8 protein-coding genes are annotated in these 15,004 nt (G+C 33.5%); 4 read left to right on the top strand and 4 right to left on the bottom strand.

Features of this window, described 5'->3' with window-relative positions; translation table 11 throughout:
* Window positions 1-143: 143 nt before the first annotated feature.
* Together EAG11_RS16835 and EAG11_RS16830 are read left to right on the top strand one after the other, a co-directional pair.
* A complete protein-coding gene (locus EAG11_RS16835; RefSeq protein WP_129540178.1) occupies window positions 144-1,778 on the top strand; it encodes a S8 family peptidase in 1,635 nt (544 codons plus the stop codon).
* Window positions 1,779-1,840: 62 nt separating this feature from the next.
* Window positions 1,841-3,718 (top strand): M1 family metallopeptidase, encoded by a 1,878-nt coding sequence (locus EAG11_RS16830; protein WP_129540177.1) that lies wholly within the window; start codon window positions 1,841-1,843, stop codon window positions 3,716-3,718.
* 82 nt (window positions 3,719-3,800) lie between these two features.
* On the opposite strand, the gene EAG11_RS16825 is transcribed toward EAG11_RS16830, so the two are convergent.
* Together EAG11_RS16825 and EAG11_RS16820 are read right to left on the bottom strand one after the other, a co-directional pair.
* Window positions 3,801-5,009: a DUF418 domain-containing protein gene (locus EAG11_RS16825; protein WP_129540176.1), complete on the bottom strand. Its 1,209-nt coding sequence runs from the start codon at window positions 5,007-5,009 to the stop codon at window positions 3,801-3,803.
* Window positions 5,010-5,219: 210 nt separating this feature from the next.
* The gene (locus tag EAG11_RS16820; protein ID WP_129540175.1) at window positions 5,220-6,167 is read right to left on the bottom strand and encodes an L-threonine 3-dehydrogenase; all 948 of its coding nucleotides are present in this window, start codon (window positions 6,165-6,167) and stop codon (window positions 5,220-5,222) included.
* 228 nt (window positions 6,168-6,395) lie between these two features.
* Between EAG11_RS16820 and EAG11_RS16815 the strand changes: the two genes are divergently transcribed.
* Window positions 6,396-7,001 (top strand): hypothetical protein, encoded by a 606-nt coding sequence (locus EAG11_RS16815; RefSeq protein WP_129540174.1) that lies wholly within the window; start codon window positions 6,396-6,398, stop codon window positions 6,999-7,001.
* The gene (gene mfd / locus EAG11_RS16810) at window positions 6,994-10,359 is read left to right on the top strand and encodes a transcription-repair coupling factor (protein ID WP_129540173.1); all 3,366 of its coding nucleotides are present in this window, start codon (window positions 6,994-6,996) and stop codon (window positions 10,357-10,359) included. The genes EAG11_RS16815 and mfd overlap by 8 nt, the downstream gene beginning before the upstream one ends.
* Before the next feature lie 86 nt (window positions 10,360-10,445).
* On the opposite strand, the gene EAG11_RS16805 is transcribed toward mfd, so the two are convergent.
* Together EAG11_RS16805 and EAG11_RS16800 are read right to left on the bottom strand one after the other, a co-directional pair.
* The gene (locus tag EAG11_RS16805; RefSeq protein ID WP_129540172.1) at window positions 10,446-12,752 is read right to left on the bottom strand and encodes an aminotransferase class III-fold pyridoxal phosphate-dependent enzyme; all 2,307 of its coding nucleotides are present in this window, start codon (window positions 12,750-12,752) and stop codon (window positions 10,446-10,448) included.
* Between the two features lie 80 nt (window positions 12,753-12,832).
* Window positions 12,833-14,968, bottom strand: a complete 2,136-nt coding sequence (locus tag EAG11_RS16800; RefSeq protein ID WP_129540171.1) for a beta-galactosidase — start codon at window positions 14,966-14,968, stop codon at window positions 12,833-12,835.
* Window positions 14,969-15,004 lie beyond the last annotated feature (36 nt).

Raw genomic sequence — 15,004 nt, 5'->3', positions numbered from 1 at the left:
AAAGAATGATTATATTTGAACCGTTTCTAGTTTGATGAAAAAAGATTGAGTAAGATTCCTAACAGTGTGTTAATCTGTCTTTTTTTTGTAACAAAAAACCATAAATTAGACCCATATTTTAACTTTTATTAAATTTATTATAAATGAATAGTATCAAGCCTATTTACATATCTGCTTTTGCGTTAATGGTTTTAGCAGGTTGTGGCGCTACAAAACAAGCATCAATTACAACTCTTCCAGTTGTTGAAATTGCTCCTGCAATTATTAAAAAAAATGCTCCCGTTACAGAAAATGATTTAAAGAGATGGAGTCATCTGGATTTAGTAAAAGATACTATTCCTGGTATGAGTGTTGACAAGGCATATGCCGAATTACTGAAGAATAAAAAAGGAGTAAAGGTTATTGTGGGAATTGTTGATTCTGGTGTTGATATCGAACATGAGGATTTACAAGGGAAAATTTGGACCAATACAAAAGAGATTGCTGGTAACGGAATCGATGATGATAATAATGGTTTTATAGATGACGTTCATGGTTGGAATTTTCTTGGTGATGCTGTAAATGAGAATTTAGAACTGACTCGTATTGTAAAGAAAGGTGATGATGGATCTGCTCAATACAAAAATGCATTGGCTATGTACAATGAAAAGTACGAAAAGGCATTAGAAGATAAGCAACAAGTAGATTTTTTACTTGAAGTTCATTCGACTGTAAAAAAAGAATTGAATAAAGACAATTACAAGCTTGAAGATTTAAATGCTATTACTTCTACAGATCCAAAAGTAGCTAGAAGTAAAATGATCATGACTCAAATTTTCACTAATGCTGGGGATACTTTTAATCCTGAAGTAGATTTTGAAGAGTATAGAGAGCAAGTTTACGATCAATTAAATTTTAATTTGAATAAAGAATTTGATGGTCGAAAAATTGTAGGAGATAATCCAGAAGATATTAAAGATACTCGTTATGGTAATAATAACGTTATTGGACCAGTTAAAGATAAAGCATTACACGGAACTCACGTAGCGGGTATTGTTGCACAGTTGCGTCACAATAATTTAGGTGGAGATGGTGTTGCTAACAACGTTGAAATTATGGCAGTGAGAGCTGTTCCAGATGGAGATGAGTATGATAAGGATATTGCATTGGCAATACGTTATGCTGTAGACAATGGAGCAAAAGTAATTAATGGAAGTTTTGGAAAGAGCTTTTCTCCTCATAAACAATGGGTTTATGATGCTATAAAATATGCCGCTAAAAAAGATGTGTTAATCGTACATGCTGCTGGGAATGATGGATACAATATTGATATTGAAAAGAATATTAATTATCCAAATGACTCAGAAGATAACATCAAAGAATTTGCAGACAACTTAATTACAATTGGTGCGATCAATAAAGTATATGGAGAAAAGGTTGTAGCTGGTTTTTCTAATTTTGGAAAAATAAACGTTGATGTTTTTGCTCCAGGAGAAGAGATATATGCTACAGTTCCAAATAATAAATACAAATATTTGCAAGGAACTTCAATGGCTGCACCAAATGCAGCTGGAGTTGCAGCACTAATTCGTTCATATTATCCTAAGCTAACTGCTCCACAGGTAAAACATATTTTAATGAATTCTGGTGTTTTACTTCCAGCAATGGTGATTTTGGGTGAGAATCCAAATCCAGAGGAAAAACCAGTAGCTGTTTCATCGACTGAATCATCAAAAACAGGGAGAATGGTGAATGCTTATAATGCGTTATTGATGGCAGAAAAAATGTCAAAAAAATAAATTGTAAAGAATATTAATCCGATGGGAGGGTGGCAACCCTTCCATTTTTTATTATATAGCCCATGCGAAAAATTATATTACTTTCTTTTTTGAGCCTTAGTTTTGGTTCTCTGGTTGCTCAAAATGCTCCTTATTGGCAACAACATGTTGATTATAAAATGGATGTATCCATGGATGTGAAAAACTATTTGTACAAAGGAAAGCAAGAATTGGTTTATACCAATAATTCACCAGATACTTTACGAAAAGTATTTTATCATTTGTTTTTTAATGCGTTTCAACCAGGAAGTGAGATGGACGCTAGAGTCCAAACTATTAAAGATCCTGATGGAAGAATGATAAACAAGATTAAAGTTGACGGTAAAGATGTTAAGGAAAGCCGTATGAAAACTTTAAAACCTAATGAAATAGGTTTTCTTAATATCACCAATTTTAAGCAAGATGGGGTAACAGCAGTAACTAGAACTTCGGGGACAATTATGGAGGTTACTTTGGCTAAACCAATTTTACCAAACTCAAAAACTACTTTTACATTAGAGTTTGACGGACAGGTTCCTGTACAAATTCGTCGTGCAGGAAGAAATAGTACAGAAGGTGTTGCTCTGTCAATGTCTCAATGGTATCCTAAATTGGCCGAATTTGATTTCGAAGGTTGGCATGCAGATCCATACATCGCAAGAGAGTTTCATGGTGTTTGGGGTAATTTTGATGTGAAGATTACAATTGATAAGGATTATACAATAGGAGGTTCTGGTTATTTACAGAACAAAAATGAAATAGGTCACGGATACCAAGATGCAGGTGTTACTGTTGTTTATCCTAAAAAAACAAAAACACTTACATGGCATTTTGTAGCGCCTATGGTACATGATTTTACTTGGGCAGCAGATAATGAATATATTCATGATGTGGTAAAAGGGCCAAATGATGTTGATTTGCATTTCTTTTACAAAAACAATCCGAAAATCATTGAAAACTGGAAAAATCTACAGCCATTAATGGTTAAGGTAATGGATTTTTATAATAATAAAATAGGTCCATACCCATACAAACAATATTCATTTATTCAAGGTGGAGATGGTGGAATGGAGTACGCAATGTGTACTTTGATGTTGGGTAATGGAACTTTACAAGGAATGTTAGGTACAGCAACACATGAGTTAGGACATGCTTGGTTTCAACATGTTTTAGCATCAAATGAGTCTAAGCACCCATGGATGGATGAAGGTTTTACTACTTACGTTGAAGATATGGCTTTGAATGAATTAGCTGGGGATAAAAAGGAAGCAAACCCATTTAAAGGGAATTATACAGCTTATTATAATTTAGTTGCTTCTGGTAAAGAGCAACCACAATCTACGCATGGTGATCGTTATGATGAGAACAGACCTTATAGTATTTCATCTTATGTAAAAGGAAGTATCTTTCTTTCGCAGTTAGCTTATGTAATTGGTCAGGATAATCTTGATGCTACATTAAAGAGATATTATAATGATTTTAAATTTAAACACCCATCACCAAATGATATCAAAAGAACTGCTGAACGCGTTTCTGGAGCTGAATTGGATTGGTATTTAATAGATTGGACGCAAACTACCAATACAATTGATTATGGTATCAAAGAAGTGAGTGATAGTGGTAATAAAACAGTTGTAACTCTTGAAAGAATTGGAAGAATGCCAATGCCTATTGATTTAATTGTAGAATATACTGATGGAACTAAAGAGAGTTTTTATATTCCGTTACGAATGATGAACTTTATAAAAGAGAATCCTAATCCTTCGGTAAAAAGGACAGTTTTAAATGATTGGGCTTGGGCAATGCCAACTTATAACTTTACAATTGATAAAAGCAAAAGCGCTATCAAGAAAATCACCATCGATCCAAGCGGATTAATGGCTGATGTAAAAGCTACAAATAATATATATGAAGTAAAATAAACTTCCTTTTTTATAATGAAAAAGCCCTTAAAGACAACTGTTTTTAAGGGCTTTTTATATGATTATTTTTAATGATAAATTGTTACTTGGCTATTTGTGTATTGGTTTCTATCGGAATATTATTTTCTGTTGGTTTTTTAAAAGGGAACAACTCTCTATAGCTAGCAGATCTCCAAAGCCATTCTATTGGACCGTAATTGTATTTTGAAAGCCACCACTTGCTGATAAATAATTGAATAATAAAAACAAAAACAGCTAATGAAAAGTAAAACCAATAAGGCATTGTGTTTCCTATTCCTAAACCAATCCCGGAGAAAATAAAGGCGCCTAATATATTCTGAAAGATATAATTAGTTAATGTCATTTTGCCACAGGCACTAAAATAGGTAAAAATTGTTTTTAGTTTTCCGTTAATATATAGTAGGCAAATTCCAGTTGCAATAGGGAGCATTGTGCTTATAATAAACCAAAAATAGGGATGGAAGAATTTAATAAATCCGATTTTATTATTGACAGCGAAGTAAAAGCTGAGACCTAGAAGGACAAGAAAAGGAATGCTGAATATAAGTACATATTTTAAATTTTTTTTCATTTCGTTTAAACGATTGAAAAAATCTATTTTTTGAAGAAGAACGCCGAAAAGCATGCAAGCCAGCATTACAATATGTGCGGTAATGGCGTAACCAGGAACAATAATTTGCTCATAAAAAGAAGCTGTTAGATTAAATTTAAAAAAATCAAGCCAGTTTCCAGAATGATATAATTTTAAATATTCTGGATTTGTGAGAACTGATATTTTTTCGGGACTAAATCCTTTGACATAAACCATTATGAAGGGAACAGCAAGAATAAGGATAGCAGAAATATAACCTAATGTTTTTGCTGAACTTCTTGAAAAGAATAACAATATCAGTCCTAGAAAGGCATAGTCTCTTAAGATGTCACCAAACCAAAATAAGGAATTAATAAAGGCAAAGACAAAAAGCAGTAACATTCGCCAACTAAAAAAAAGAACAGGGTTTCTGCCTTTTGATTTAACATTATTAATTAAAATCGCAAAACCATAGCCAAATAGAATGGTTAATAGAGTCCATGATTTTCCAGCTAAAAAAAATTGATCAAAATTATGTAGTACCTCAGATAAAATACTATTCTTGGTTTTGTTAGGTATTCCAATGTGTTGAAATCCTGAATAATTGCCTACTGCTACCCCAAAAAGGGCCCAGCCTCTTAGTATGTCAATTATTGCTGTTCTTTTTGATTGATTGATTGGTTGATGATGATTTGTCATATAATTAACTTAATTTTTTGGTTTTTAGTTTTTTTGGTTTTTTGTATTTGTTAAAAACGCACTAAAAGTAATAAAATTATGTAGTAATTAATTATTAAAAGACAAATAATAAAAGCGAATAAATAGGTTTATTATGTAAATGATAAAAGTCCGTTTTTTTTAAAGGTATTGCTTTAAAAAAAACGGACTTTTAGAATGTAAACAGATTGCTTATTTTTTGTCACCCAAATGTTCCAACATATCTTTCGTCATTGTCTCAAGATCAAAAGTATGTTTCCAATCCCAATCTTCTCTCGCAGAACTATCGTCGATACTTGCAGGCCAGCTATCAGCGATTTTCTGACGGAAATCTGGATTGTAAGTAATCTCAAATTCAGGAATATGTTTTTTAATTTCGTTTGCAATTTCTGTTGGTGTGAAACTCATTGCAGCTAAATTGTATGAAGAATGAATTTTTATTTGCTCAACAGGTGCTTTCATAATATTAATGGTTGCATCGATTGCATCATCCATATACATCATTGGCATTTTGGTTTCAGATGATAAAAAGCATTCGTATTTTTTATCAGCAATAGCCTTGTAGAAAATATCAACAGCATAATCAGTTGTTCCACCACCAGGAGGAGTTGACCAACTAATTAGACCTGGATAACGTATGCTTCGAACATCTACGCCATAAATATTATGGTAGTATTCGCACCATCTTTCACCAGCTTGTTTACTAATTCCATAAACAGTTGAAGGTTCCATTACAGTATATTGTGGTGTGTTTTCTTTTGGAGTAGTTGGTCCAAAAACAGCAATACTTGATGGCCAGAAAATCTTTTTTATTTTTTTTGCTTTCGCTAAGTTCAAAACGTGAAACAATGAGTTCATGTTCAGATCCCAGGCAAATGCAGGGTTTTTTTCAGCTGTAGCAGATAGTAAAGCTGCCATTAAATAAATATCAGTTATTTTATGAACTTCTACAAGGTGTTCGATTTGATTGAAATCTAAGGCATTCACAACTTCAAAAGGACCAGAATTAACAACATCTGTATTTAATTTACGAATGTCTGAAGCGATTACATTTTCAGTTCCGTATAACTTGCGTAGTTTTTGCGTAAGCTCCGTTCCAATTTGGCCGCATGCACCAATGATTAATATTTTAGGATTCATGTTAAGTTTGTTTAGTCTAGCAAAGGTAACGATTTCGCAATTATATTTTAATTGACTATCGATTATTTAAAGACTTCTCAAAAAGAGTGTTTGTTTCTCACGATAGTTTACGAATGGCTATTTTAGTAAATGGATTAAAAACAGAACAATAAAATCATAACTTCTTCTTAAATGGGAATTCATAATTGTAAATTTACTTTGTAACTTTGTAGCCTAACGTTTGAACCAATGAAATATAGAATATCTCTTTTCCTTCTTTTAGTTTTTCTTTTAAATTCTTGTCAAAATCAGGATGAAAAGCGACTTGCCGAAAATAAAAAAGAAGCTAAAAAGAAAGAACTAATTTTTAATAATATTAATAAAGGCTGGGTTTTTTATGATACTCCAATCAATACAGTTTCAGAAGAAAGTATAAAAAGCTGGAACGAATGGCGCCAGTTTCTTGAGGAATTAAAAGGTAAACCTAAAAAAACAATTGGTGCTTTTCAAAAAAAATCGAGTGCTATTGCCCAAAAAGCAATCGCATTAAATAATAATATCCCAGAACAATTTAATAAGCAACAAATAAAAAGTAGGATTTCTGTCTTAATTACTAAGATAAAAATGATGGATTTGTATATTCATCTAGATAAAATTCCTGATGAAAAAGTTGTTTTCTTGATAGGAGATATTAATAAGGAGTTGGTTTCTTTAGAAAGACAAATGGATAAAATAGTCGAAAAGAATAAAATTCCATTAGAAGAAGGAGAATCAGAATTAATGAAAATGATAAAGGATACTGCGAGAGCAATTCCCAGTACGCCTATAGATCCAAATATTCCAAGAGTTGAGTAAAAGTGCTTTATATACTACGTATGATAATTTGCCTAAAATACAGCAAGTTGCCAATCAATTATTAGAAAATAATGAAGTAAAACTGCATCTAAACGGTTTGTTAGGATCTGCAGTTTCATTCGTAATTCGTTCTTTGTTTAAAAAAGCAGAATTACCTTTTCTTATTATTTTGGATAATAAGGAAGAAGCTGCTTATTATCTGAATGATTTAGAACAAATGATTGGTGAGCAAGATGTGTTGTTTTATCCAGGATCATACCGCAGGCCGTATCAGATTGAGGATACAGACAATGCCAATGTTTTACTTCGGGCAGAAGTTCTAAACCGAATTAATTCGCGTAAAAAACCTGCAATAATTGTTACCTATCCCGAAGCATTATTTGAAAAAGTAGTGACTCGAAAAGAGTTGGATAAGAATACTTTAAAAGTTTCCGTTGGAGATAAAATTTCAATTGATTTTATTAATGAAGTGTTATTCGAATACGAATTCAAAAGAGTTGATTTTATTACTGAGCCAGGAGAGTTCTCTGTTCGTGGAGGAATCGTGGATGTGTTTTCTTTTTCGAATGATAATCCGTATCGAATTGAGTTTTTTGGAAATGAAGTTGATAGTATTCGAAGCTTTGATGTTGGGACACAATTATCTGTAGAAACACATAAAAAAATTACGATAATCCCAAATGTTGAGAACAAAGTTTTTCAGGAAAATAGAGAAAGCTTTTTGGATTATATTTCTGAAAAAACGGTACTTTTTATTCAAAACACAGATGGTTTTTTAAGTCAGCTAGATAAGCAATTTGCAAGAGCCGAAGAAGCTTACGAGAAATTATCGAAAGAAATTAAAAGAGCAAGCCCTGATCAGTTATTCTTAAATCAGAAGTCGTTTATAAAAAAGGCATTGGATTTTTCGATTGTAGAATTAGCTAGTAAGCCAATTTTTAAAACGATAAAGAAATACGATTTTCACATTCAGCCACAACCATCATTCAATAAACAATTTGACTTATTGCTGAATAATTTAAGTGATAATCATTTTAATGGATATAAGAATTATCTATTCTGCTCAAATGATGCTCAGGCAAAACGATTTCATGATATTTTTGAAACGTTGGACGAAGCCAATTCTGAGAATATCCGTAAGCAATACCATACTGTAGTCTTACCATTATATCAAGGTTTTATTGATGACGAAAATCAGATTACATGTTATACTGACCATCAGATTTTTGAGCGATATCATAAATTTAATATTAAAAATGGATATTCTAAAAAACAGAATATCACGCTTAAGGAACTTACCACTTTATCAGTTGGGGATTATGTTACGCATATCGATCATGGAATCGGGCGATTTGGAGGTTTGCAAAAAATTCAAGTTGAAGGAAAAACGCAAGAAGCCATCAAATTGGTTTATGCCGATAATGATATAGTGTATGTGAGTATCCACTCGCTTCATAAAATCTCAAAATACAACGGGAAAGACGGAACGCCTCCTAAAATTTATAAGTTAGGCTCTAACGCTTGGAAGATTTTAAAGCAAAAAACTAAAGCGCGTGTCAAGCATATTGCTTTCAATCTGATTCAGTTATATGCAAAAAGAAGATTAGAAAAAGGATTTCAGTTTGCTCCAGATAGCTATCTGCAAAACGAGTTAGAAAGTTCGTTTATATATGAAGATACTCCAGATCAAATTAAATCGACACAGGAAGTAAAAGCTGATATGGAAAGCGACCGACCAATGGATCGTTTGGTTTGTGGTGATGTTGGATTTGGAAAAACAGAGGTTGCAATTCGTGCCGCTTTTAAAGCAGTAGATAATAGTAAGCAAGTTGCAGTTTTAGTACCAACTACAATTCTTGCCTACCAACATTATCGTACTTTTTCGGAACGATTAAAAGAAATGCCAGTTACTGTTGGGTATTTAAACCGATTTAGAACAGCAAAACAAAAAGCACAAACTTTAAAAGATCTAGCCGAAGGAAAGCTGGATATTGTAATTGGAACCCATCAATTGGTAAATAAAAATGTAGTTTTTAAAGATTTAGGATTATTAATTGTCGACGAAGAACAAAAGTTTGGAGTTAACGTAAAAGATAAATTGAAGACCATCGCTGCCAATGTTGATACGTTGACATTAACAGCAACGCCAATTCCGAGAACATTACAATTCTCTTTAATGGCTGCACGAGATTTATCTGTAATTACAACGCCACCACCCAATCGTTATCCTATAGAGACCAATGTGGTTGGCTTTAATGAAGAATTGATTCGTGATGCAATTTCATATGAAATTCAGCGTAACGGACAGGTTTTCTTTATCAATAACCGAATAGAAAATATAAAAGAAGTTGCCGGAATGATTCAGCGGTTGGTTCCAAATGCTAGGGTAGGAATCGGACACGGACAAATGGAAGGTGCCAAACTTGAAGAGTTAATGTTGGCCTTTATGAATGGTGATTTTGATGTTCTAGTAGCTACGACGATTATCGAGAGCGGTCTGGATGTTCCAAATGCCAATACTATCTTCATCAATAATGCTAATAATTTCGGATTGTCGGATTTACATCAAATGCGTGGTCGAGTAGGACGAAGTAACAAGAAAGCATTCTGTTATTTTATCTGTCCACCATATTCTTCTATGACTGAAGATGCCCGTAAACGAATTCAGGCTTTGGAACAATTCAGCGAATTAGGAAGTGGTTTTAATATCGCGATGAAAGATCTTGAAATTCGTGGAGCAGGAGATTTATTAGGAGGTGAACAAAGTGGTTTTATCAATGAAATTGGTTTTGACACTTACCAAAAAATCATGAATGAAGCCATCGAAGAATTAAAAGAAAATGAGTTCAAGGATTTATATCCAGAAGAAAATAATATCGATACTAAGGAGTACGTTAAAGACCTGCAAATCGATACTGATTTTGAGCTGTTATTCCCAGATGAATATATCAACAACGTTTCAGAACGATTGGTTTTGTATAATGAACTTGGTGCTGTAAAAGACGAAGCTGGATTGAAAGAATTTGAGAGAAAGCTAATTGACCGTTTTGGGCCATTACCTAGACAAGCTATTTCGTTGCTTAACAGTATTCGAATAAAATGGATTGCTACAAATGTTGGTATCGAAAGACTGATAATGAAACAAGGTAAAATGATTGGATATTTCGTGTCTGATCAACAATCGGATTATTATCAATCTTCAAAGTTTAGAAAGGTTTTGCAATTTGTGCAAAAACACAGTACGCTTTGCAAAATGAAAGAAAAACAAACCGTTAACGGCTTACGTCTATTATTGACTTTTGACAACGTAAAATCGATTAAAAAAGCGTTAGAGCTTATGGAATTGTTTGAGGAGTAGATACTGAAAAATAAAAACTTAAAATGGCGTATGATATTTTCATACGCCATTTTTTTATCTCTAAGATTTGAAGATAAAATATTTCTTTATTGAATGTGAATCTCTTTTAAAGCCTCTTCAAGAAACTGAACCATTTCATCTGCATTTTGTTTGTTGAATGGCATTGGTGGTTTTATTTTTAAAACATTATGCAAAGGGCCATCTGTACTTAATAGGTATCCTTTTTCTTTCATTTTTTCTACTACAATATCAATTTCTGGAATTGCAGGTTCCATGGTGGTTCTGTCTTTTACCATTTCGGCACCAATGAATAAACCATGTCCGCGAACATCACTAATAATTGGGAATTTAGCCATTAATCCTTTGAGTAAATCCATAAGGTAATTACCTACTTCTAGAGCATGTTGTTGCATTTTCTCATCTTGAATTACTTCTAGAACAGCCAGTCCAGCCGACATTGATACTGGATTACCTCCAAAAGTATTGAAGTATTCCATTCCGTTGTTAAAAGCATCGGCTATTTCATTTGTTACAATCACGGCCGCCAGCGGATGTCCGTTACCAATAGGTTTTCCTAGTACAACAATATCAGGGACGACATCTTGTAATTCGAATCCCCAGAATTTATCACCAACTCTTCCAAATCCTACCTGAACTTCATCGGCAATACAAACCCCTCCCGAAGCTCTTACGTAATCATATACAGTTTTTAAATAATTTTCTGGTAGTGGGATTTGACCTCCAACACCCAATAGAGTTTCACAAATAAATACTGCGGGAGATTTATCTTCTTTCTTTAAATCTTTGATAATTCGTTGTACATCGGCAGCATATTTTTCGCCCGCCTTTGTATCGCCATATTTATATGGACCTCGGTATAAATCGGGATTAATTGCCTTGTGAATCCAAGGCATTTGGCCAAAACCTCCTTTGCTATCAAATTTATACGGACTCATTTCCATTGCTACAGTTGAGGTTCCGTGATAAGCATGGTCCAATACGATGATGTCTTTTTGTTTGGTGAAATGACGGCTCATTCGAATGGCTAAATCATTAGCTTCACTTCCTGAGTTTACAAAATAGCAAACGCTTAAAGAAGGAGGTAATGTTGCTGTAAGTTTTTCGGCATATTCTAATATGGTATCGTTAAGGTATCTTGTATTGGTATTTAGGGTAGCAATTTGTTTTTGCATTTTCTTTACTACGACAGGGTGGCAATGTCCAACATGTGAAGGATTATTAACACAATCAACAAAGGTTCTTCCTTTGTCATCGTATAAATATTGTAACGCTCCTTTTACAATTTTTAATTTGTCATTATATCCTATACTTAGATTTCGACCTACATTTTTTTGACGCGCTTGTAATAAATCTGAATAGTCGGAATCGTTTATTACTCCATCAAATCCACATACTTTTCTAAAAGTATCTTGAGCTTTTATAGGGTTAATTTTGATGAGTTTATGTAGTAATTCCCAAGCTGGTTTTTCAGTAATAAAATGGTGTATATTATCACTGTTTAACGATGTATTGTATGCGGATTGTGTTACGCTAATGCAAAGTCTTCCTGCAATTAAGTAATATAATAAATCGAGTTCTTCTGTTTTAAGCGGATATGCTTCGTGATATCCTTTTACAATAAATGAAGCTGCTGTTAATGGATCATCATATTCCAGAATTGCATAGGTACAAGTTATTGCGAGGTTATTGATTAAAGCAGAATAAACCATATCGCCAAAATCAATTAATCCCGTTGTTTGTTCTTCTCGAGCCATTACATTACAATCATTGGCGTCATTATGAATGTATGCATGCCGTAACGGCTGTATTTGTGGAAGCACTTCGGTATCAAACTGCAAAAGGAAATAACCTGCAATTCGTCTGCGCTCGTGATTAGTGATGTATTTCAGTTTTTCATTGGCATCACTCGCTCTGCTAATATCCCAAGTATAATTTCTATGCATTGCAGGATGCGAAAAATCCTGAAGTGCTTTGTCCATATTCCCCATAAATGCTCCTAAATTATAAAGGGCAGTATCTGATTTTTTTGGCTGTTCGTACCAAAAAGAACCTTCTAGAAAACTTAGAATTCGTATGTAATACGTTTTGTTGTCTTTGATAATTTGGGTTAATGCTTCTCCATTTTTATTGATTGAAAATTGTTGAAAGCTATCGGCTAAAGGACTCTTTCTTAAATGCTGAATAATTTTCACTTGTGCTTCCAAAAAAGGATACGGCTGATTTTCATCAGAAAGCTTTAATATATACTTCTGATTTTTTTCATCAGTTAAGATAAAGTTCAATTCATCATAACCGTCTAATGCTTTTACGGTAGCGGATAATCCATAATGTTCTATCGCTAATTGCTGAATGTCTGTCTCTGAAAAAATCATTGGTATTGTTTATTAAGTTGTTTTTTATCTGTTAAGGCCATTGGTGTTAAATGGAGCTATAAATTAAAAGTATATTTCTCCTATTTCCAAATAATAGCCTGGGCTGGTTGTAAAGGGTTTTGTCCCACAAGGATTTTGCTTCCTTGAGGTATAGATAAGTTTATAGGCTCATTTGTATAGTTTACACCTACATAAAAACCATCTCTCCATTCTATAAAAACTCCTTTTGGCAAATCTTCGATAGCTACTTTTGCACGCTCGTAAATAGTACGAACTACTTGTCTTTCTAAATTTCCATCTTTACTTTCTGCACCAATATAAGTAACAGTTCCTTTGCCTAGTTTTCTTGTAATAACCGCTGCTTTACCTTTGTAAAATTGATCTGCATAGGTTGCTAAAACTTCTGTTCCTTGTTTCGGACTCAAGACATCAGCCCAAGTATTCCATTTATGAGTATTATTACCAGCAGTTATTGTTCCGTTTACATTAGCAACAAGCATATCAAAAAAATCTACATCGGCACCAATTAATGGTACGATTGGCGCACTCCAATTGGCTTCAAAAAAATGTCCATTTCTATCTTTCTGACCAGTACGACAAGAAAGTATTAAGTTTCCTCCGTTTTCAACATATTTAGTCCATTTGTCTACTAATTTTTGATCTATTAGTTGATAAGCAGGAGCAACGATAAATGGATAAGCAGAGAAATCATCATTTTCTGTAATAAAATCTACTGGAGCACCAGTCGATTTTATAGCTGTTGTATAGATATTTCGATGTCTCCAAGTGCTCCAGAATTCGGTTTGTTTTTGATTTTCTAAATCCCAAAGGTTCTCATGACTCCATAAAAAACCTGTTTTTCTTTTTGCAATTTCTTGAGGGATTACTGCTTTCGGATTGTATTCTTTACGAAGCAATTTTATGTCCTCGATAGATTGTACAAATTCTTTTCCACCAGTAGTAAGTGTTACGCCATCGGTTCCTACGATTCCATCATGGTACATTTCGCTACTTCCTAGCGGGTGTCTGTATCTATACGTACAAGTAAAGGAACAACCACCACCAAAAGCTTGAGATATCCACATATGAACCGTTCCTGGCTGTAATTGTGGGTTAATCCCTGCCCAGTTTACTTGTCCAGGTTGTAATTCCATAATACCAGTAACACCGCTTATTGATCTGTAGTAATCATTGGCTTCAGATATTTTGTTAGGAGATCCCATTCTAAAGCTATCTCCTCCCAAAGGATTTTGTCCACTTACAGGATACATCGTATAGGTAATGAAGTCCATTTTATTAGCACTCCTTGGGTCGGCATCATAAATTACATTGGTAAAGTTGGTTGTTATCCATTGTTTTGGATCAACATATTTACGAAGTATTTCGGCTTGTCTATTCAAATATTCCCCCTGTGCATCAGAAGTAAATCTTTTAAAATCTAAAACGGCATGCGGACTTAATTTGTCTTCAAAATAAATTTCAGCATTAGGTAAAACTATTTGTTCAAAGTTATTATAACGGGTACTCCAAAAATTCCCAACCCATTCGGTATTTAGTTTTTCGATTGTTCCGTATTTGGCTTTAAGCCAAATTTGAAATGCTTTGCGAGCTGAAGGACTGAAATCGGCAGTACCTAAAGGTTCATTGTCGATTTGCCAACCCATGATGTTTTTATTTTTACCGTATCTTTTTCCAAGTTCGGCAACTATTTGATCTGTAAATTCTCGGTATTTTTCATTTGTTATAGATACATTAGCTCTATTACCGTGTTCTCTGCGACGTCCGCTTGCATCTACCAAATAAATTTCAGGATATTTATCTCCCATCCATGCTGGTGGGGTTGGGGTAGGAGTACAAAGAATTACTTTTAAACCGTTTTTTTCGGCTATAGCAAGTGCGTCATCAAGCCATTTAAAATCATATTTACCTTCTTCGGGTTCCATATAAGTCCAAGCAAATTCAGCAAAATGCGTAAACTCAAATCCTAGTTTTTTTATGTTTTTTAAATCACGTTCCCATTGTTCTTTTGGCCATTGCTCAGGATAATAGTAAACACCAATTTGCATTAAATCAGGTTTTGAAAAAAAGCGTTGTGGGTCTTTTTTCTCCGTTGCTGTGTTTTTTTTAGTTTGAGAAAAAATAGGATTCGAATTACAATTTGCGATAAGCAATAGTGTAAATAAAATTTTGATTAATGATATATTTTGCTTGAACATTCTTGGTTGTATTGAGTTAATCGAATTTGTGGTATT

This window comes from Flavobacterium sp. 140616W15, assembly GCF_003668995.1.
Lineage (GTDB): Bacteria > Bacteroidota > Bacteroidia > Flavobacteriales > Flavobacteriaceae > Flavobacterium.
The sequence above is the reverse complement of the archived record's forward strand: the minus strand, read 5'-3'. Positions and strand labels throughout refer to the sequence as shown.

Bases quoted from the DNA above. Each gene is read 5' to 3' on its own strand.
- EAG11_RS16815 (WP_129540174.1), top strand. From the start codon at position 6,396: ATGAAATATAGAATATCTCTTTTCCTTCTTTTAGTTTTTCTTTTAAAT.
- EAG11_RS16830 (WP_129540177.1), top strand. From the start codon at position 1,841: ATGCGAAAAATTATATTACTTTCTTTTTTGAGCCTTAGTTTTGGTTCT.
- EAG11_RS16805 (WP_129540172.1), bottom strand. From the start codon at position 12,752: ATGATTTTTTCAGAGACAGACATTCAGCAATTAGCGATAGAACATTAT.
- EAG11_RS16800 (WP_129540171.1), bottom strand. From the start codon at position 14,968: ATGTTCAAGCAAAATATATCATTAATCAAAATTTTATTTACACTATTG.
- EAG11_RS16835 (WP_129540178.1), top strand. From the start codon at position 144: ATGAATAGTATCAAGCCTATTTACATATCTGCTTTTGCGTTAATGGTT.
- EAG11_RS16825 (WP_129540176.1), bottom strand. From the start codon at position 5,009: ATGACAAATCATCATCAACCAATCAATCAATCAAAAAGAACAGCAATA.
- EAG11_RS16820 (WP_129540175.1), bottom strand. From the start codon at position 6,167: ATGAATCCTAAAATATTAATCATTGGTGCATGCGGCCAAATTGGAACG.